This is a genomic window from Acinetobacter defluvii, assembly GCF_001704615.3.
GTDB classification, from domain to species: domain Bacteria; phylum Pseudomonadota; class Gammaproteobacteria; order Pseudomonadales; family Moraxellaceae; genus Acinetobacter; species Acinetobacter defluvii.
The window spans coordinates 1,902,973-1,922,063 of the sequence record NZ_CP029397.2 but is presented as its reverse complement, the minus strand read 5'-3'; the positions used below and the strand labels follow the sequence as shown (position 1 = coordinate 1,922,063).

21 protein-coding genes are annotated in these 19,091 nt (G+C 38.6%); 19 read left to right on the top strand and 2 right to left on the bottom strand.

Annotation, left to right across the window (positions count from 1 at the left end):
* Positions 1–24 precede the first annotated feature (24 nt).
* Both DJ533_RS11570 and DJ533_RS11565 read right to left on the bottom strand, forming a co-directional pair.
* Positions 25–1,344: a peptidylprolyl isomerase gene (locus tag DJ533_RS11570; RefSeq protein WP_065992915.1), complete on the bottom strand. Its 1,320-nt coding sequence runs from the start codon at positions 1,342–1,344 to the stop codon at positions 25–27.
* A complete protein-coding gene (locus DJ533_RS11565) occupies positions 1,344–3,821 on the bottom strand; it encodes an LPS-assembly protein LptD (protein WP_065992917.1) in 2,478 nt (825 codons plus the stop codon). Before DJ533_RS11565 ends, DJ533_RS11570 begins: the two co-directional genes overlap by 1 nt.
* 119 nt (positions 3,822–3,940) lie before the next feature.
* On the opposite strand from DJ533_RS11565, the gene DJ533_RS11560 reads away from it, so the two are divergent.
* The 19 genes from DJ533_RS11560 to DJ533_RS11470 all read left to right on the top strand — a co-directional run bounded on the left by DJ533_RS11560 (position 3,941) and on the right by DJ533_RS11470 (position 19,076).
* Complete coding sequence (locus DJ533_RS11560; RefSeq protein ID WP_065992918.1) at positions 3,941–4,954, top strand: aminoglycoside phosphotransferase family protein; 1,014 nt, start codon at positions 3,941–3,943, stop codon at positions 4,952–4,954.
* Positions 4,954–5,643 carry an N-acetylmuramate alpha-1-phosphate uridylyltransferase MurU gene (gene murU, locus DJ533_RS11555; protein ID WP_065992920.1) on the top strand — a complete coding sequence of 230 codons (690 nt, stop codon included), beginning with the start codon at positions 4,954–4,956 and terminating at the stop codon, positions 5,641–5,643. The genes DJ533_RS11560 and murU overlap by 1 nt, the downstream gene beginning before the upstream one ends.
* A 105-nt stretch (positions 5,644–5,748) precedes the next feature.
* Complete coding sequence (gene rsmG, locus DJ533_RS11550; RefSeq protein WP_065992921.1) at positions 5,749–6,381, top strand: 16S rRNA (guanine(527)-N(7))-methyltransferase RsmG; 633 nt, start codon at positions 5,749–5,751, stop codon at positions 6,379–6,381.
* Positions 6,382–6,405: 24 nt separating this feature from the next.
* Entirely contained in the window at positions 6,406–7,188 is a 783-nt protein-coding gene (locus DJ533_RS11545) for a ParA family protein (RefSeq protein ID WP_065992923.1), read from the top strand.
* On the top strand, positions 7,185–8,072 hold the full coding sequence (locus DJ533_RS11540) for a ParB/RepB/Spo0J family partition protein (protein ID WP_065992925.1): 888 nt from the start codon (positions 7,185–7,187) through the stop codon (positions 8,070–8,072). The genes DJ533_RS11545 and DJ533_RS11540 overlap by 4 nt, the downstream gene beginning before the upstream one ends.
* A gap of 44 nt (positions 8,073–8,116) precedes the next feature.
* The gene (locus tag DJ533_RS11535; RefSeq protein ID WP_065992926.1) at positions 8,117–8,761 is read left to right on the top strand and encodes a MotA/TolQ/ExbB proton channel family protein; all 645 of its coding nucleotides are present in this window, start codon (positions 8,117–8,119) and stop codon (positions 8,759–8,761) included.
* Positions 8,762–8,776: 15 nt separating this feature from the next.
* Positions 8,777–9,199: an ExbD/TolR family protein gene (locus DJ533_RS11530; protein ID WP_065992927.1), complete on the top strand. Its 423-nt coding sequence runs from the start codon at positions 8,777–8,779 to the stop codon at positions 9,197–9,199.
* Between the two features lie 3 nt (positions 9,200–9,202).
* Positions 9,203–10,927 carry a lipid A export permease/ATP-binding protein MsbA gene (gene msbA / locus DJ533_RS11525; protein ID WP_065992928.1) on the top strand — a complete coding sequence of 575 codons (1,725 nt, stop codon included), beginning with the start codon at positions 9,203–9,205 and terminating at the stop codon, positions 10,925–10,927.
* Positions 10,928–10,933: 6 nt separating this feature from the next.
* Positions 10,934–11,950, top strand: coding sequence for a tetraacyldisaccharide 4'-kinase (lpxK, locus tag DJ533_RS11520; protein ID WP_065992930.1), 1,017 nt, complete (start codon positions 10,934–10,936; stop codon positions 11,948–11,950).
* A gap of 4 nt (positions 11,951–11,954) precedes the next feature.
* The gene (kdsB, locus tag DJ533_RS11515; protein WP_065992931.1) at positions 11,955–12,716 is read left to right on the top strand and encodes a 3-deoxy-manno-octulosonate cytidylyltransferase; all 762 of its coding nucleotides are present in this window, start codon (positions 11,955–11,957) and stop codon (positions 12,714–12,716) included.
* Between the two features lie 18 nt (positions 12,717–12,734).
* Positions 12,735–13,715, top strand: coding sequence for a DNA polymerase III subunit delta' (locus tag DJ533_RS11510; RefSeq protein WP_065993065.1), 981 nt, complete (start codon positions 12,735–12,737; stop codon positions 13,713–13,715).
* Between the two features lie 15 nt (positions 13,716–13,730).
* The gene (locus DJ533_RS11505; protein WP_065992935.1) at positions 13,731–14,072 is read left to right on the top strand and encodes a PilZ domain-containing protein; all 342 of its coding nucleotides are present in this window, start codon (positions 13,731–13,733) and stop codon (positions 14,070–14,072) included.
* Between the two features lie 30 nt (positions 14,073–14,102).
* The gene (locus DJ533_RS11500; protein ID WP_065992938.1) at positions 14,103–14,876 is read left to right on the top strand and encodes a TatD family hydrolase; all 774 of its coding nucleotides are present in this window, start codon (positions 14,103–14,105) and stop codon (positions 14,874–14,876) included.
* A gap of 48 nt (positions 14,877–14,924) precedes the next feature.
* Positions 14,925–15,539 (top strand): TetR/AcrR family transcriptional regulator, encoded by a 615-nt coding sequence (locus DJ533_RS11495; RefSeq protein ID WP_065992940.1) that lies wholly within the window; start codon positions 14,925–14,927, stop codon positions 15,537–15,539.
* A 7-nt stretch (positions 15,540–15,546) separates the two neighbouring features.
* Entirely contained in the window at positions 15,547–16,113 is a 567-nt protein-coding gene (locus DJ533_RS11490; protein WP_065992942.1) for a type II secretion system protein, read from the top strand.
* Positions 16,114–16,276: 163 nt separating this feature from the next.
* Positions 16,277–16,660: a type II secretion system minor pseudopilin GspI gene (gene gspI, locus DJ533_RS11485; RefSeq protein WP_065993067.1), complete on the top strand. Its 384-nt coding sequence runs from the start codon at positions 16,277–16,279 to the stop codon at positions 16,658–16,660.
* A gap of 17 nt (positions 16,661–16,677) precedes the next feature.
* A complete protein-coding gene (gene gspJ / locus DJ533_RS11480; RefSeq protein ID WP_065992944.1) occupies positions 16,678–17,310 on the top strand; it encodes a type II secretion system minor pseudopilin GspJ in 633 nt (210 codons plus the stop codon).
* Positions 17,311–17,331: 21 nt separating this feature from the next.
* Positions 17,332–18,279, top strand: a complete 948-nt coding sequence (gene gspK, locus DJ533_RS11475; protein WP_065992946.1) for a type II secretion system minor pseudopilin GspK — start codon at positions 17,332–17,334, stop codon at positions 18,277–18,279.
* Between the two features lie 200 nt (positions 18,280–18,479).
* A complete protein-coding gene (locus DJ533_RS11470) occupies positions 18,480–19,076 on the top strand; it encodes a 6-pyruvoyl trahydropterin synthase family protein (RefSeq protein WP_065992948.1) in 597 nt (198 codons plus the stop codon).
* The last annotated feature ends 15 nt before the right edge of the window (positions 19,077–19,091 follow it).

Sequence of the window (19,091 nt, the reverse complement as noted above, 5' to 3'; positions counted from 1 at the left end):
GATTGGCTTTTAAATCACTAGACTTTATTGCGGTTGATAACTTTTATCGTCTAAGTTTTTGTCTTTAATTTCAACGTAGGTATTGGCACGTAATTCACGTAACCAACCATCAAGTTCAGAGTCAAATTGACGTTCACCTAAAATTTGACGTGCCATACGTTTTTGATATTCATTGGTCATGTCTTGTTTACGAATATCTTGAACTTTTAAGATATGCCAACCAAACTGAGTTTCAAAGGGTTGACTGATTTCACCAGCAGGCGTGTTTTGCATGACTTTATCAAATTCAGGTACCATCATTCCAGGACTCACCCAGCCTAAACTTCCGCCATCACGTGCTGAACCTGGATCATTTGAATAAGTTGCAGCAAGGGTTGCAAAATCATCACCCGCTTTTAAACGATTATAGATACTTTCAATACTTTGTTTGGCATTTTCAGGCGTTACAATTTCAGAAGGCTTAATGAGGATATGGCGTGTTTCGTATTGGGTAACTAGTGCTTTTTGCTCATTGCCTTTACGTTCAATCAGTTTGAGTACATGAATACCATCTTGTGCTTTGATTAAATCGGTCGTTTGTCCTGTATTCAGTGAACTGACACGTGCTGCAAGATCTGCTGGAATGGCAGAAAGTGGACGGAAGCCCATGTCGGCACCTTCAACCTTCACTTTATCATTGCTAAACTTTTGCTCTAAGGCTTTCACATCATTATGGCTATTTAACTCAGTTTTAATTTGTTTTGCTGCATTTTCAAGTTGGTTTGTACTTGCATCACCTGAAATACGCACATGAATCACATGTACTTGGCTACCCACAGCAGCTTGACCTTCAGGAGATTTAAGGAAATTTTCCACATCTTGATCAGAGATCTTGATACGAGACATGACTTGTTGTTGACGTAAGCGTTGAATGAGCAAATCATCTGAAATACGATTACGTAAGCCTTCATAAGTTCCTGGTGCCATCGCATCCAATTTTTGTTGGAAAGCTTCAAGTGTGGTTACACCTGATTGATTAGCAACTTTAAGTACTGCATCATTTAAAGTTTTTTCATCAATTTTTAAATTATAACGTTTGACTTGTTCCAGCTGAGCATTTTGTATGATTAATTGGTTTAAAATCTGACGTTGTAAAATCTGAGCTGGTGGAACTTCTTTCTTTTGCGCTTGCAATTGGTGTGCAGCTTCAGCCATTCCTTGTTGTAAATCACTTTTTAAAATTGCACGATCACCCACGACTGCGATCACTTGGTCAGTAGGTGCAGCAAATGTCGGCATTGATGAAGAAATGAATAGTGCTAATGCGCTAGCCTTAAAAAGTTGTTTTAAATTTTGCGTCTTCATTAATGTGTCCAAGTTTGATTAACTTTATCGAAGCCTAAGATACGGTTTTCTAACAGCGAACTTAATTTATTATTTAAGCCACCTAAGCCTTTTAATGTAAATTCTACCATCACAGCACGTTTAGGCTTGGCATCTGGTGCATTTACATCGTCTAAATCATTAAAATATTCACGACCATACAGTGAAACACCCCAGCAGCATGATTCATAATTGATTCCTGCAAGATATTCACGTGCAACGTTATTGTCTATATCATATTGCACATGGCCCATGATACGCCAATTGTCTTTTACAGGTTGTATAAATGATGCAACCATTTGATCATATTGTTCTTGTCGATCTGGTAAATAATCTCGGTAGAAATAACCGATGTTATATAAATTTCCTTTGTTACCTGTGTAATACAGTTGGAAATCACGCTGTGCGTTATCTCCATTGGACATCCATGCTGAGTTTGCGCTTACAGTAAAATTTTCTGTCAACTGGCTAGATAAACTCACCACAGGTCCTGTTTTACGTTCTGTATTAAATTCATCACTACGTTCATTCAGGGTTACACGACGATCTTGGAAATAATAACTTTGACCAATACCTGCACGTAGACGCTCTAAGCCCACTGTATCAAATAAACTATAGCTTACGCCCAGCGATAGGAAGTTATTGTCTTCTAAACGGTCATGTCCGTAGAAACGGCGCGGGTTAAAGAGTTGATCATAGCTGATGGATGCAGTGGTAGAGTCAAAGTTAGGATAACCATTTTGATTCTCATAGGGCGCATAAGCATAAAATGCGCGTGGTGAGAGGGTTTGTAAGTATTTACCTTCACGCTCAAAGGTTAAGCCTGTGTCAAGTGTAAATTCAGGCACAACAACCGATTTATTCTTATTATCACTGCTCTGGCTTGGGTTAGCAGCATCAATACGATCAATGGTTTTTTGATCATAAAAAGTATTTAAAGTGCGCACACTGGCTTGTGGAATGGCAAAACCCCACGGATTTCTAAAGTTGTAACGTGCAGAAAATTCGTTATAAAGTCGCGTACCACTGGGTTGATATATAGAGGAGTCGGTATTGGTGGCTCTATTAAAGTCATTTATATCTTTTTGGAAATAAGCAGTATCGTTATTAAATTCGAACTCTAAGCCTTGAGGATTACCTTTGACATAATTCACTAACAGCTGTGGTAGACGTGCATAGGGCTTATCTACATCTGCTAAGGTTTTATCAAGTGTTTGGAAGTCTTCGACACGTAGCTTTGCATTTAAACCAGGAATGCCATTCCCATAGTTTAACTCCCAAGTACGACGCTGATTGAGTTCTGTACGTGAGTTCGGGTCGCTGTCTAAGTCTGAGAAAAAATCTTTATCAGAAACATAGTTGTATTCTAAATTGGTTGACCATTGATCATTGATTTGCCAAGCATGTAAGAAATGTAAATCTTTACGATCTTTGTCTTCATATTCACGGTCAGAAGGTAAGTAGCTTCCCCAAATACGACCTGCACCAAAATCCTCTGTTAAATAGCGAAATGAACCAGCAGCTTGTACGCCACGATCACTAATCACACGTGGGGTCACTGTTGCATCGTAATTGGGTGCCAAGTTTAAATAAACCGGTACTGCAACTTCAACACCACCATCGTTGGTAAAACCAAATGTTGGATTTAAAATCCCGGTGGTACGACGGTCGTCAATTGGGAAGTTGAAATAGGGTACGGCTAAAACTGGGGTATCTTTAATATATAGTTTTGTACCCCGTGTCACACCACGACCAGTATCTTGGTTTAACTCAATCTGTTTGGCTTTTAGCTGCCATGTTGGTGATTGTTCAGGTGGACAAGTGCTATAGCTTGCATCTTCAAGTACGACTTTTTCAGGCGAAGTTCTTTCGATTTTTTTAGCATGACCGTGAGCATGCGTTGCTTCAGCAATATAGAAACTATTGTTAAGTTCGCCTGTTTGGGTCTTTAAATTGTAATCAATTTGATCACTTTGTGCGATTAAGCCACCTTGTGCCATTTGCACATTTCCTTTGGCTTTGGCAAAGGTTTGGGTTTTATCAATAATGACTTCATCAGCACGTACCATACGACCATCTTGATCAATGACCACATCCCCTGAAAGGGTAGAATCCCCATTTGGATTGTAATAACCATGATCCGCAGTAATCACTGAGGTGGTTTCTTCAGGTGATGCTGCTTTTTGTTCGGTGCTAAAAGGTGTGACCCAAACCCCATCACAATAACGATTGCTGATAGCATCAGGATCTCGCACTTGGGCTTGTGCAGATTCTTTGTCTACATAATATTGATTAAAAAAGTTTTGCCCTGGATAGCTTTCCTGAATGGCTGATTTTAATGTTTCATTATCGACAGCAGGCACAGTGTCCGTAGGTTCGGCATAGCTGGATACTGAACTTCCACAAAGAAGTGTCAAAATAGCAGTCGCTAAAGGATTAAATTTAAACTGATGCTTCATTTGTCTCATTAACCAAGTATGCAGATCGCAATTAATTATTGTCGAATCATAGAGAAAAAGTTGATAAGTAGCTACACTTAGCACTTCAAAAAATCAGCCTGTAATAGATTTAATTGCAAATGAAAACACAACGTGAACAATTGATACAAACATGGATAACATCTGTACTCAATTCAGATCAATTTGAAATCAACTTTTTAGCAGGCGATGCTAGTTTCCGTCGTTATGCACGAATTAGCTTGAATAATAAAACATTTATGTTGATGGATGCACCACCTGAACAAGAAGATTGTGTACCTTTTGTGTCGATTGATGAATTCTTTGACCAACATGGTGTGCGTGTGCCACATATTGTGGCAAAAGACTTGGAGCAAGGTTTTTTATTGCTTGAAGATTTTGGTGATGTTTTGTTATCAACTTTGCTGAATGACGAAACTGTAGATGCCTATTATGCACAAAGTTTTAAGCAGTTGGTGCAACTACAATCCATTGATGGCGAAACACATTTCCCAGCTTATGCTTATGAAAAGCTGATTTCGGAAATGGAATTGTTGACTGATTGGTTGTTACCGTCCCTCAATATTCAGCCGACTACAGATCAAAGCGCTTTAATCAAACGTACTTTTGCGATTTTAGCTAATGCAGCGTTGGCGCAGCCACAAGTCATCGTGCATCGTGATTTTCATAGTCGTAACCTGATGAAGTTGGATAATGAAACGGACTTAGGGGTGATTGATTTCCAAGATGCCGTAATTGGTGCAGATACTTATGATCTCATTTCGATCACTCGTGATGCTTATGTGCAGTGGAATGCTGAACGTGTTTATACATGGTTTAAAGTATTTTACGATTTATTGCCAGAAGTACAAAAACAAGATCGGGATTTTGAACAATTTAAAAAAGAAGCCGATTTTATGGCGATTCAGCGTCATATCAAAATTTTGGGTATCTTTGTGCGTTTGTTTGAGCGGGATGGAAAGTCTGGTTACTTAAAAGATTTACCACGTGTGATGTGGTACTTAGTTGAAGAATCTAAACCGTATGCAGAACTACAACCGTTTATGCAATTTATCCATGCTAAAGTTTTGCCCGCTTTTGAAGAGAAATATGGCAAATACGAGGTTGTAGCATAATGAAAGCTATGATTCTAGCGGCAGGTTTAGGTAATCGCATGCGTCCTTTGACACTGTATAAACCAAAGCCTTTACTTGAGGTAGGTGGAAAAGCCTTAATCGTTTGGCACATCGAAAAATTAAAAAATATCGGTGTGACGGAGATTGTGATTAATTCGGCTTGGTTGGCTGATATTTTGATTGGCACATTGGGGGATGGCTCTCAGTTTGGTGTGACGATTCGTTGGACACGTGAAGATGAAGGCTTAGAAACCGCAGGCGGTATTATCAATGCTTTGCCTTTGTTGGGGGATGATCCCTTTATTTTGCTAAATGGCGATGTGTGGACGACTTTTGATTTTGCATCATTATTAGATGTAAAACTGGGCGAAGACTTGGCACACTTGGTTTTTGTAGAAAATCCAAGCCAGCATCCAAATGGTGATTTTACCTTAGCCAATGGTCGTGCTTATACCTTTGATCAAGATGTGCAAGGTGAAAATTTAACTTTTAGTGGCATATCTGTGATTGACCCGAAAATGTTTAATGGTTTGGAACAAGGTAAACGACCATTAGCACCTTTACTGAAACAAGGCATGCTGGATGCGAAGGTGTCTGCGGAAAAAATGGCTGCTGCATGGGTCGATGTGGGAACACCTGAGCGTTTAAGCGCTTTAGATTTACAAATTCGACAAGGTAAATACGCTTAAGTGTGCCTGAATACGCTTGATTGCGTATTAACTCATCGTTCACTAGTGTTCCACGACCAAGAAATCGGTATACTTTCACTAACTTTTTAGAGATGTTGTGCGTTTATGCATCCATATTTTCAAGACTTAAAGCAAGGCAGTGAAAAGCTTGGGTTAAAACTCAGCGATGAAGCACTTGGGCTTTTATTAAAGTATCAAGATGCACTGGTGCTGTGGAACAAAGCATATAATTTGACCGCCATTCGTGATCCCAAAGAAATGTTAGTGAAACATCTTTTAGATAGCCTAAGTATCTTAAATGATTTGCCACAAGGTCGCTTGCTCGATATTGGTACAGGTGGCGGTATGCCAGGCATGATCATTGCTTTATGTCAGCCAGAGCGTCAATGTGTGTTGCTTGATTCAAATGGTAAGAAAATCCGTTTCCTGAAACAGTTTATTGCGGATTTAAAATTGCAAAATGTGGTTGCTGTGCAAACACGGGTAGAAAATGAAGACAGCATCCAAGAATTAGGTCAATTTGATGTAATTACCAGCCGTGCTTTTGCATCATTGACCGATTTTGTTGCAGCTTCAAAACCATTTATGCATACTGAAAGTGTAATAGCATCAATGAAAGGTTTGATTCCTGAAGATGAAGTGGCGCAGCTGAAAGATCAATTCAATTGTGAAATTATTGAGTTACATGTACCTCGCTTAGATGAGCAGCGTCATCTACTTCTATTAAAACAAATTTAAATCATCTTGGAAATTGGGGTTACCATGGCTCAAATTATAGCAATTGCGAACCAAAAGGGTGGCGTAGGTAAAACCACAACCGCAGTAAATTTAGCTGCCTCTTTGGCGGTGTTGAAGAAACGTGTGTTATTGGTCGATATGGACTCACAGGGCAATGCCACAATGGGTTCAGGTATTCAGAAAAATGACCTATTGTACTCTGTGACGGATGTTTTGCTCGGTGAAGTACCTATAGAAACTGCCATTACCAAAGCTGAAGTCGGCTATAAGGTGTTGGGTTCAAATCGTGATTTGGCGGGCGTGGAGCTGGCAATAGCAGAACAAGAGGGACGTGAGTTTATTCTGCGTGAAGCACTCAAAGAAATTAAAAATCAGTTTGACTATATTATTGTTGACTGTGCGCCAAGTTTAAGCTTGATTACTGTTAATGCATTGGCAGCAGTACAAGGTGTTTTAATTCCAATGCAATGTGAATACTATGCCTTAGAAGGTTTGGCAGACTTAACCCAAACTATTGATAAAATCCAACAAGCATTAAATCCTGAGCTAGAAATTATCGGGGTGCTGCGTACCATGTATGATGCACGAAATGCATTAACCCGTGATGTGTCGGCAGAGCTTGAACAGTATTTTGGCAAAAAGTTATACGATACTGTTGTACCTCGTAATGTCCGTTTGGCTGAAGCACCTGCACATGGTTTACCGATTATTTATTTTGAGAAAAGCTCTAAGGGGGCGATTGCCTATCTAAACTTAGCAGCGGAAATGTTGAAAAAGAGTAAAGTGAAAAAAGGAAGCAAAGCATGACCATTAAAAAACGAGGATTGGCAAAAGGTCGTGGCTTAGATGCATTATTAGGTTCAATCCAAAAAGAAAAATTACAGCTTGAAGCGCAAGCCTTAGATCATGGTCAGCTGAAACAAATTGAAGTTAACCAATTGAAGCGGGGCGAATATCAACCACGTCGTTTTATTGATGAACAAGATTTACAAGAGCTTGCAGCATCGATTAAAAAGCATGGCGTGATGCAGCCGATTGTCATTCGACCAGTGGATGATAACGACACACCTTATGAAATTATTGCAGGCGAGCGACGTTGGCGTGCAGCACAAATAGCTGGTTTGACTGAAATTCCTGCGATTGTGCGTGATTTAACCGATCAGGTTGCGATAGCTTTGGCGCTGATTGAAAATATTCAGCGTCAAGACCTTAATCCCATTGATCAAGCTTTGGCACTACAACGTTTCCATGAAGAATTTGGCTTAAGTCATCAAGAAATCGCTGAAACAGTGGGCAAGGCACGAACCACAGTAAGTAACCTGTTACGTTTGTTAAGTCTTGCAGATGAAATTAAGGATCTGATGCAACAAGGTTTGTTGGATATGGGGCATGCTCGTGCCATTTTAACTTTAAAAGCCAAAGATCAATTACAGATTGCAAACACTGTGATCGAAAAAAGTTTATCAGTGCGTCAAACTGAGCAATTGGTACGTGATTGGAATACACCTAAGCAAGAAAAAGCCAAACAGATTGCGCCAGATGTGGAACAGTTAACACAAAAACTTTCTGAGCGTTTTCGTGCCAATGTTAAAATTGACTATAATAAGCAAGGCAAAGGCAAGCTTGTGATTAGTTATAACTCACTTGATGAGTTAGATGGCATTCTAAATATTTGTTTAGCTGAAGAATAAAATTTATAGCGCATGTTTTAAAAAATTAAATTTGGGGAATAAATATGTGGGAACTTATTAAAGCAGGCGGGTGGCTGATGCTACCGCTTGTCCTATGTTCAATTTTTACCGTGGCAATTTCAATTGAGCGATTTATTCGTTTAAGACGTATATCAGTGCTGCCAAAAAGTTTATTGATTCAAAAAAATCAGCCACTTGCTACAGTGATAAATAATTTAAAAACCGACGCAAATGCAAGCCAAAGTTCATTGGGCTTTATTTTTAATGAGGGCTTAGACGCATCCAAAAATGGTGAGCAATTTGCTCGTGCACAAATGGAAGCGACAGCTTCTCGTGAAATTTCATATTTAGAAAAAAATATTAACTTTTTAGGAACATTGAGTGCTGCTGCGCCACTGTTAGGTTTATTGGGAACTGTAGTGGGAATCATTGAGTCATTTTTAGTCATAGATTTAGGCTCAAATTCTAATCCCACAATGATGATTCCGGGGATTTCTAAAGCGTTAATTACCACAGCAGCAGGTATGCTTATCGCAATCCCAGCATTATTTGCCTATCGTTATTTTCAACGTCTAGTACAAGAATATGTAGCAGAACTTGAACAACAAGCAACTTTATTTCATGCGGCTTTGTTTTATCAGGAAAATGATGATGCACAAGTTAAGAATGATTTAAAAGTTGCAGGTTAAAGATAGGCGACTTCAATGAAATTTAAAAGAAAAACTGTTGAAGATCTACATATTAATCTCACCCCGATGATTGATTGTTTGTTGTTTATTTTGGTGTTTTTATTACTTACCACCACATTTACCCAACAAAGCCGTATTAACTTATCCTTGCCGGATGCACAAGGCGTGCCACCAAAAGACTATCAACACAAAATTGAAGTGGTGGTAGACTCAAGTGGACATTATGCGGTGAATGGTCAAGCCCTTTCATCCAAAGAAACAGCAGATTTGAGTACAGCCATTAAACAATCTTCACAAGATCGTCGTGATCTGATGTTCGTAATTGCTGCTGATGCAAAAGCGACTCATCAAGATGTGATTCGTGTTATGGATGTTGCAGGTCAACTTGGTTTTGTGAATATTAACATCAGCACCAAAGTCCCTTCCCGAGGTTATTAATTAGTGAAACAGGATTTCAAAGTCTATTTACGACTATTAAGTTATTTAAAGCCGTTTTGGGGCATAGCGATTTTAGTCGTCATAGGTTTTGCATTGAATGCTGCTACAGAAGTATCTGTAGCAAAACTGCTTGAAAAGATTATCACCGCTATTCAAGAAAAAGACCGCAGTTTTACGGCGTTATTTCCTGCACTTGTTGTCTTACTGATGTTTTTTCGTGGCGTAGGCTTGTTCATGGGTGGTTATTTCACTGCGGTGATTTCACGAAATTTAATCTTTAATATTCGTCAGGAAGTCTTTGCCAAGTTACTAAGGCTACCTGCGCAATATTATTTGGACAATAGCAGTGGGCATATCACTGCTAAAATTATGTATAACGTTGAACAGCTTACAGCAGCATCAACAGAGTCATTAAAAACCATTGTACAACAAGGCTTAATTACCATCGCTTTAATGGGTTATCTGTTTTACATCAACTGGAAATTGACTTTCTGTATTTTAATTTTTGCGCCATTGATTGGGCTTATTATTCGTAAAGCCTCAAAACGTATGCGTAAATTATCGACACAAGTGCAAAACACCATGGGTGATGTTAACCATGTGGTACAAGAGTCGGTGAATGGTCACTTGGTGGTGAAAGGTTTTGGGGGGCAAACTGCTGAGCAAACTCGTTTTCGAGATCACTCTTTAGAAAACCTTAAACGTGGTTTGAAAATGGTGGTGGTGCAACAGCTAAATAGCCCTATTGTACAGCTCATTATGTCAATTTCTCTCAGTATTATTATGTGGATTGCGCTTAGACCTGAAATTATTGGTGATATTTCTGCAGGTGAGTTTGTATCTTATATTACTGCTGCAGGGATGCTGAGTAAGCCGATTAAAACGTTGACAGATGTAAATGAAAAATTGCAGCGAGGGATGGCAGCCGCACATTCAGTTTTTGAATTGTTAGATTTACCTGAAGAAAAAAATACGGGGACATTAACACCACAGTTACAAGGTCATGTTGAGTTTAAACAGGTCAATATGATTTATCCCGATGGTTATCAAGCCATTTCAGACTTTAATCTTTCTATTGAGAAAGGGCAGACTGTTGCAATTGTAGGACGTTCAGGCGCAGGTAAATCCTCTTTGGTAAATCTACTCATGCGCTACAATGAAATTAGTTCAGGGCAAATTGAACTAGATGGCTATCCAATTCAAGATATTGAAATCACATGCTTACGTACACAAATTGCAATTGTGAACCAACAAGTGGTTTTATTTAATCGAAGCATTCGTGAGAATATTGCCTATGGTCAGCTGGAAAATGCAACCGATGAACAAGTGATGGCTGCTGCAAAAGCAGCTTATGCACATGATTTTATTATGGCATTGCCACATGGCTATGATACCGAAATTGGTGCACAAGGTTTAACATTGTCGGGTGGTCAACGTCAACGTATTGCTATTGCGCGTGCGATTTTAAAAAATGCACCAATTTTGATTTTAGATGAAGCGACCAGTGCATTAGACAATGAGTCTGAGCATTTTATTCAAAAAGCATTTGATCAAGCGATGCAAGACCGAACCACTATTGTGATTGCGCATCGTCTTTCAACGATTGAAAATGCAGATTTGATTGTGGTGATGGATAAAGGGCGTATTATTGAACAAGGCACGCATGCCGCATTATTAGCAAAGCATGGTGCATATCATCAATTACATGAACGTAGCTTTGAGGAATAAATCTCTATGTCTATAGCGCAAATCATTCAAGATGCTTGGAATCGACAAGCAAAATGGTTGATTGTTTTGCGTCCATTGTCATGGTTATATCGTTTGGGCTTTGTGTTGAATCGTCAGCTTTATCTCTCGGGGCTTAAACAGCGTTATCATGCACCCGTACCTGTGATGATCATTGGAAATATTACCGTGGGGGGGAGTGGCAAAACCCCACTGTTGATTCATTTGGTGAAATATTTACAGGGAAATGGTGTGCGTGTTGGCGTGATCAGTCGAGGTTATGGGGGGAGTGGTCCTTTTCCAGCTCAAGTAACTTTAGACGCTGTGCCTGAAACGGTGGGGGATGAGCCGTGTTTGATCGTACAATCTACCGATGTACCCATGGTTGTTGGTTCAAACCGTAAAGCTAGTATTGAGTTGTTACTCCAACAGCATGATTTAGATTTGATTATCAGTGACGATGGTTTGCAGCATTGGGCATTAGAGCGTCAAATCGAGTGGATTGTGTTGGATAACAATCGTGGTTTAGGAAATGAAAAACTCTTGCCCGAAGGTTATTTACGAGAACCGATAGCCAGATTGAATCAAAGTACGGTCATTGAACATGCATATCAGCCGAAATCTGCATTGAGTATGCATTTACAAGTAGCTGAACCGTATTTATTGAATCCAAGTTATGATCAAGCTGAAATTTTTGATACAAGTTTAGATTATTATGCGGTGGTTGGAATTGGTTTTCCGCAGCGCTTTTATAATACCTTGGAAAGTATGGGAGTGTACCAATTTCAATGCCATGAATTTCCAGATCATTATGACTATGAAATTCAAGATTTACAGTTTGAAGATACTAATCCGATTATTACCACTGAAAAAGATGCAGTGAAATTATTACCCTTATTAAAACAACATCCAGATTTTCAACGTGAAATTTGGGTGGTTCCAGTGGAGGCTGTGCTTTCATCTGAATGTTATCAAGTCTTAAATCAGCAATTGGCTGAGTTGGGTATTACGCTTTCACAAGGTTGATGCAATGAAACATATCATTATTCCTGCACGTTATTCGAGTTCTCGATTACCTGCTAAACCCTTATTGCTGATTCATGGTCGTCCCATGATCTTACGTGTGGTTGATCAAGCCAAAAAAGTTTTGGATTTTGATGACTTATGTGTTGCAACGGATGATGCACGTATTGCAGAAGTATGCCGTGCTGAAGGGGTGGATGTGGTGATGACCGATCCTGATCACCCTTCAGGAACGGATCGTCTTAGTGAAGTAGCTCGCATCAAAGGCTGGGCAGCTGACGATATTATTGTCAATGTACAAGGTGATGAGCCTTTATTGCCTGCAGCATTGGTACGTCAAGTGGCAGACTTGTTGGTGGCGAAACCAGATTGTTCAATGTCGACCTTGTGTGAACCGATCAATCAACTTGAAGAGTTTGAACGTGACAGCATCGTCAAAGTGGTGATGAGTAAGTTTAACCAAGCTTTGTATTTTAGTCGTGCGACTATTCCTTATGATCGAGAAGGTATAAAGCAAACTCCTAAAACTTTACATTCTCAAGCGTATCGTCATTTAGGTTTATATGCTTACCGTGTACGTTTGTTACAAGACTATGTGACTTGGGAAATGGGCTCACTCGAACAACTAGAAAGTTTAGAGCAGTTACGTGTTTTGGAAAATGGTCATCGTATTGCCATTGATATTGCACAAGTGAGCTTACCACCAGGTGTGGATACGCAAGCAGACTTAGATCGTTTAAATGCGATGGATGTGTCAAATTTTGAATAATTGGATACAGCAATGAAGATGAGTTCATCTAATGATCAAGTCTATCCTTGGCAACAACACGTATGGGAAACGCTGACAGGGCGTTTTCCAAAAATTGGTCATGGATTATTATTTTATGGTAAAAAAGGCTGTGGTAAACATGCATTTGCCCAACATTTTTTAGCTTGGGTGTTGTGTCTAAATAGACAAACCCACGCTGCTTGTGGTGAGTGTAGTAGTTGTTTGTGGCTCAAATCAGACACCCATCCTAATTATGTCTATATCAGTACCGATGAAGACAATAAAAAACAAAATGCTAAAATTAAAATTGAAAAGATTCGAGAACTTTTGCCTTTTGTACAGCAAACGGTAGATGGTTGGCGTGTCATTGTCATTGAGCCTGCGGAAGCATTAAATATCGCTTCAGCCAATGCGTTGTTAAAAACCCTAGAAGAGCCAGGCGAAAAAGTAGTGATTATTTTGTTGGCAGCGCATTATTTAAAATTGCCTGCTACTATTCGCAGCCGTTTACAACATTTTGCCTTAGATCGTATTTCACTTGAACAAGCGCAAAGTTATTTACAAAATCATTTCACCGCAGCATCCACACAGCAGATTCAGTTATTGATGAATTTATCCAATCAAATGCCTTTACAAGCCATGCAGTTGGCAGAAAAAGATTGGTTAAATCGTCGTGCTGAGTTTGTGCACGACTGGCAAAAACTAGTGACGCAAAAAAGCATGCCGATGCAGTTTGCAACAAAGTGGAATAAAGAACTCAATTTTCAAGATTTTGTGGAAATGTTTGAGTATTTATTGGGGGATGTGGTGGCAATAAAGTTGCAGCAAACAATAAAAAATACAGATTTAGCTTTAAATACACTCGCGGAGCAATATGCTTTAGAGGTATTATTTTCTATCTATGAAAGTTTGCAGCAATCTAAAAGAAATGCTGATCAAAATGTACAAACTAATCTAATGATTGATCAACTTTCAATACAATTAATGAATGTTTCATAATTTGGGGGAATAATCATGCAACCACGTATGGGCGGTTTAATACAAGTAGTCATTCCAGACCGAGCAACTTTGCAGGCGAGTTATATGCCTTTTGTGCAAGGGGGAGGGTTATTTGTTCCTTCTACACAACATGTAAAAATGGGTGAAGAGATTTTTCTGTTAGCAACTTTACCCGAACAGTCGCAAAAAATTCCATTAACAGGAAAAGTCGTTTGGATTTCGCAAAAACAATCTGGTAAAAAGCCGCAAGGTTTTGGAATCCAACTCAGTGGTGAAAAAGGTATGTATTACAAAAATGAAGCAGAAAGATTACTGGCAGGGGTGAAAGCCTCTGAACGTAATAGTTTCACCATGTAAGCTGCCATTAATAGAAATGTAGGAAAAATCGTGTTTGTTGATACCCATTGTCATTTAACTTTATTAGATCTTAAACCTTATGGTGGAGATTTGGATGCAGCGCTACAACAAGCACGTGAAGGCGGGGTGTCTAAATTTATGGGCATTTCTGTAGATTTGGACGATCATATCGCTTTATCTGAGATTGCAGCTCGACATGCTGATGTTGGTTATAGTGTTGGTGTGCATCCGTGTGAGGATGCTGTAACCATGCAAAGGGCAACGGTTGAAAAATTAGTTGAGTTAGCACAAGCTGAAAAAGTATGGTCACTGGGTGAAACAGGTTTAGATTATTTTCATAGCACTGAATTTATTTCTGAACAAAAAGCGTGTTTTGCTCGACACATTCATGCATCACAAATTATTAGAAAACCAGTGGTGGTACATACACGTTCTGCAAAACACGACACAGTAGATATTATTCGTGCTGAAAAATCGACGCATGGTATTTTGCATTGTTTTACTGAAGATTGGGAGACTGCCAAAGCTGTTTTAGATTGTGGTTATTACATTTCATTTTCAGGCATTGTGTCGTTTAAAAATGCACAAGATCTTAGAGATGTTGCCAAGCAAGTGCCATTAGATCGCGTGTTGATTGAAACGGACAGTCCGTATTTAGCACCAATGCCTTATCGCGGTAAAACCAATGAACCAAAATACGTTCCTTATGTAGCCAAAGCTTTAAGTGATGTATATGATAAAACAGTTGAGGAAATTGGATTGATTACATCGCAAAATTTTGAAAATTTGCTCAAACAAAATTGAATTGAATGGCATAGATATAAGATTAAGAAGAGAGTTTATCGAGTGAAGATGGATCGTCAGGCTCAGTTTAGAGCAAGAGAAGCTTTAATTTTTCAGGTCGCTGAGCAGTTATTGCTAGAAAATGGTGAATCAGGCATGACGCTTGATGCTTTGGCTGCCGAATTAGATCTTGCAAAAGGGACGCTTTATAAACATTTTCAGAGTAAAGATGAGCTGTATATGCTGCTGATTATTCGTAATGAGCAGATGTTATTAGAAATGATCAAGGATACAGAGAAAGAATTTCCTGAACATTTGGCATTTTTTATGTTGCATCATTTGCATCACCCAGAACGTACAGTGTTATTTCATCAAATCGAAGAGCGCTTATCCACTACAGGACAAGGGATTCATCACTTATTTCATGAGCTATATCAAGTTCGTAAGCAGCGTTTACGCATTATTATTCGTATGACGGATCAATATTTAGCAGATATTGAAAGTCAAATGTCAGGACGTGATTATCTTGCATCGATTTGGTCAATCACCCATGGTGGGGCAGCAATTCTTAACTCAAGCTTTTATCAGCGTTATTTGGGCTCACGAGATACGCTACGAGTTGCCTTGATTGATCAAGCTTTACTAATGCCAAGACATGCGCAGTCTGTTGAATTAAGGGCTTAACTTCAGCATGAATACGCCATCATCAGTTACCCTTCAAAAAGGTTTTACCTTGATTGAATTGATGGTGGTCATTGTAATTATTAGTATTATGGCATCCTTGATCGTATTAAATATCGATGGAGTGGATCATCGTAAGGCATTACAAGCACGAGAGTTTTTACTGCTTGATCTAAAGAAAATTAATCGGGATGCCAATGATCAAGCACATGTATACGCACTAGATATCTTACCCGCAACTGATGTTGCACCATTTCGCTATAAGTTGGTGCAATATCAACCTTATACTGAAAGTGCAGATAAAAGTTTAAGAGTAATCGAACAAAAACCGTGGAAAGATGTACCAAATTTTGATTTTCGTAGTTTGCCTGAACGTATTTCATTTACAGTGCAAAGCCAAGAGCATCGTTATCAAAATGCCAATAATGCAGACTTGTTGGGAAATAATGCCCCAAAAATGATTTGGTTTGGCAATGGTGAAGCCAAACCAGTCAAAATTCAAATGTATTATGATCAAAAGCCAATTGGAGATTTGATTGATTTGGATTACTTGGGGAAAGTCACAGATGAAGAATAAAGACACGATACGCACTTGCTCATCTTGTACTCGGATAAAGCATTGTCCTGCTTATTCTTTATCTTCAAGCAGAGCTTTTGATCTTACAGCAAGATCGAATACCAATGTGAACTACTCGAAACATAATTTCTCATCTTGTGCTCAGGCAAAGGGTTACTTTGCTATTCCTCGCTCAGGATTTACTTTAATCGAAGTGGTCGTGGCACTGGCAATCTTTGCTGTAGCTGCGATGGCACTGACCAAAGTTGCAATGCAATATACTCAGTCTACTGCAAACTCCATTTTAAGAACGAAAGCGCAATTTATAGCGCAAAATCAAGTAGCATTGATGGAAATTAATCAAGAGCAACTGACAGGAACACAGTCTGAGCAAATCTCCTCGCAAGGTGAAATGTGGCAAGTCGATAAAAAAGCTGAAAATACGATTAGTCCAGATATTAAAAAAATTGATATACAAATAAGTTTATATAATCCTGACACTAATAAAGTGGAAGCAGGCATTACCAATGTTGTGTTTTTTAATTATCCACAAAAAAATGTACAGTGATAGTTTGAGTGGAATGTATGTCGAATAAGACTAAAATAAAAGGATTTACACTGATTGAACTCATGGTTGCTATTGCAATCTTTGCTGTTTTGGCGGCATTGGGGTGGAAAATTTTTGATTATTTGAGCAAAGTCAAAGATCGTAATGCAATGCATGAACAAAATCTTGATCAATTACAACAAGCCTATCAGCAAATTCAACGTGATACTTTACAGACGATTCCTGTGACTGGCAGTCTAGGGCAACAGATTTTACCTGCGCTACAACTTGAAAATCAAAAAATGAGTTTTAGTAAAACAGGCATGACTGATCCTTTGAAGCAAGGTATTGCCAGTTTTGAGCGCATTGAATATGTTTATAATGTACAGGATAAAAAGCTATATCGTTTAAAATACAGTAACTTAAATTTATCTGCTGCGGCACAGCCTTTATCTAGTGTATTGCTGAGTGATGTGGATCAATACCAAATCAGTGTGCTTAATCCAAATGAGGGGGATCGTTGGCCGGATGAAAATGCCTTTAATGAGCGTCAGTTACCACGTGGCATCAAGATCAAAGTTATGATTCATGATGTGGAGTATGAATGGATTTTTAGTTTATTAAATACTGAATTTTTGCGTGAGCAAAATAATGGTAATAATTCCCCATAATAAATATAACTTGAGAGAAATATGAAGCAGCAAAAAGGGATCGCATTAATTACCATCTTGGTGATGGTGGCTTTGGCTACCATTCTTGCTGCAAGTATTGCAAAACGCCAGTACGCTACCAATGAAAACACCGCAGTTTTGATGCGTCAGAATCAAGCTTTAAATTATGCAAAAAGTGCAGAAGCTTTTTTCTCAGAACTTCTTATTCAAGATACACAAAACAGCCCCAATACAGACAATTTACAAGAAGTTTGGGCAAAACCAATGCCTGCTTTTCCTGTTGAAGGTGGATTTATCTCGGGTACACTCAAAGATGAGTCTGGAAAATTTAATTTAAATAGCTTATTCACATCAGATGGAAAAGTGGATGAGGAAAATAAAGCCTATTTTGAGCGTATTTTAGTACGTGTAGGTTTGCCAGCAGAGATCAGTCAAGCAGTGATTGACTGGCAAGATCAGGATGATATTCCAATGGGGGCGATGGGCGCAGAAAGTAATTATTATAATGGTTTGCAGCCGCCATATTCTGCAGCAAATCGTCCATTTTTTAGTGTGGAAGAATTAAAACTAGTGCGTGGTTTTGAAGGTGGAAAATACGATCTAATAGAGCCTTATGTGTCTGCACTGCCTGATGTTTCTACCAAAATTAATATAAATACTGCACCAGCATTACTACTCGCTGCACTTGATCCAAAAGTCGATGTTGCGCAAGTGGCAATCTTACAAAAACAAAAACTTGAAAAAATGGAAAATTTTAATAATGTGCAGGATTTGTTAGTGACCGATTTATTTAAGTCGATAGAACCTGCAAATAAAGCGATTGCAGAAAAAGCTTTTGATGTACGGAGTAATTATTTCAAAGCTGAAATCGATGTGGCATTAAGTCAGCGTAACCGTCAAATGAGCAGTTATTTGATGCGAAAAAATAATCAAGTCACTGTATATGCTCGAAGTTTGGCACCATTTTAAATTGCATTGTTGGACAAAAACTACATATTTCACATTTAAATAAAATATGCTGTAACTCTGAGTCGATTTTATGCACTAAATTTGATTGATTTTTGTTTATACCTTTTGCCTATTGCAACGAACGATAAAATTAATCCTCAGTCCCTGTATTTTGCTTTATAATCAAATTTCTTTACTATTGTTTTTATATAATTTGACCCATGCTAATTCGTAAGTTATTTAAATTTGAAAATGCGCATATTGTGCGTAACTGCACCTCGGATCGTTGTAAACGTTCGATTCATGGGCACAGTTATAAAGTAGAATTACTGCTTAAAGCTTCGAAGCTTGATCATGGTCAAATGGTCTATGACTTTGGTCTGCTCAAAGGTGTGATTAAAGACATTTTTGATAGTTTTGATCATGCGATTTGCTTTTGGCAAGAGGATAGCTTGGACTATACTCAAGCCTGTAAAACTTTTAGTGCACGTTGGGTATCTTTACCTGTATCGCCTTCAGCCGAGCAATTTTCACGTATTTTCTTCTTTCTCGCTCAACAAGTTCTCCAGTCAACCATTACTCAAAATGGGGAGGGTGATGTTGAAGTTTATTCTGTAATCGTGCATGAAACAGATACAGGTTATGCACAAAGTTTTCTTGAAGATATTGAAAATGAACAAATGGGTATTTTAAATTTGGATCAAATTGTATTTTCAGAGCAAGTTCAAGCTGAATGGCATGATCCTGAGATGTATGAAAAATTGAAAAAAGGGGTGAAGTTTCAAAACCCTGAAGTGGATTTACAAGTAAAGCTGTAATTTTCCATAAAATAA

Excerpts from the sequence above, each read along its gene's own strand:
- DJ533_RS11570 (WP_065992915.1), bottom strand. The coding sequence starts at position 1,344 with ATGAAGACGCAAAATTTAAAACAACTTTTTAAGGCTAGCGCATTAGCA.
- DJ533_RS11565 (WP_065992917.1), bottom strand. The coding sequence starts at position 3,821 with ATGAAGCATCAGTTTAAATTTAATCCTTTAGCGACTGCTATTTTGACA.
- DJ533_RS11560 (WP_065992918.1), top strand. The coding sequence starts at position 3,941 with ATGAAAACACAACGTGAACAATTGATACAAACATGGATAACATCTGTA.
- murU (WP_065992920.1), top strand. The coding sequence starts at position 4,954 with ATGAAAGCTATGATTCTAGCGGCAGGTTTAGGTAATCGCATGCGTCCT.
- rsmG (WP_065992921.1), top strand. The coding sequence starts at position 5,749 with ATGCATCCATATTTTCAAGACTTAAAGCAAGGCAGTGAAAAGCTTGGG.
- DJ533_RS11545 (WP_065992923.1), top strand. The coding sequence starts at position 6,406 with ATGGCTCAAATTATAGCAATTGCGAACCAAAAGGGTGGCGTAGGTAAA.
- DJ533_RS11540 (WP_065992925.1), top strand. The coding sequence starts at position 7,185 with ATGACCATTAAAAAACGAGGATTGGCAAAAGGTCGTGGCTTAGATGCA.
- DJ533_RS11535 (WP_065992926.1), top strand. The coding sequence starts at position 8,117 with ATGTGGGAACTTATTAAAGCAGGCGGGTGGCTGATGCTACCGCTTGTC.
- DJ533_RS11530 (WP_065992927.1), top strand. The coding sequence starts at position 8,777 with ATGAAATTTAAAAGAAAAACTGTTGAAGATCTACATATTAATCTCACC.
- lpxK (WP_065992930.1), top strand. The coding sequence starts at position 10,934 with ATGTCTATAGCGCAAATCATTCAAGATGCTTGGAATCGACAAGCAAAA.
- kdsB (WP_065992931.1), top strand. The coding sequence starts at position 11,955 with ATGAAACATATCATTATTCCTGCACGTTATTCGAGTTCTCGATTACCT.
- DJ533_RS11510 (WP_065993065.1), top strand. The coding sequence starts at position 12,735 with ATGAGTTCATCTAATGATCAAGTCTATCCTTGGCAACAACACGTATGG.
- DJ533_RS11505 (WP_065992935.1), top strand. The coding sequence starts at position 13,731 with ATGCAACCACGTATGGGCGGTTTAATACAAGTAGTCATTCCAGACCGA.
- DJ533_RS11495 (WP_065992940.1), top strand. The coding sequence starts at position 14,925 with ATGGATCGTCAGGCTCAGTTTAGAGCAAGAGAAGCTTTAATTTTTCAG.
- DJ533_RS11490 (WP_065992942.1), top strand. The coding sequence starts at position 15,547 with ATGAATACGCCATCATCAGTTACCCTTCAAAAAGGTTTTACCTTGATT.
- gspJ (WP_065992944.1), top strand. The coding sequence starts at position 16,678 with ATGTCGAATAAGACTAAAATAAAAGGATTTACACTGATTGAACTCATG.
- gspK (WP_065992946.1), top strand. The coding sequence starts at position 17,332 with ATGAAGCAGCAAAAAGGGATCGCATTAATTACCATCTTGGTGATGGTG.
- DJ533_RS11470 (WP_065992948.1), top strand. The coding sequence starts at position 18,480 with ATGCTAATTCGTAAGTTATTTAAATTTGAAAATGCGCATATTGTGCGT.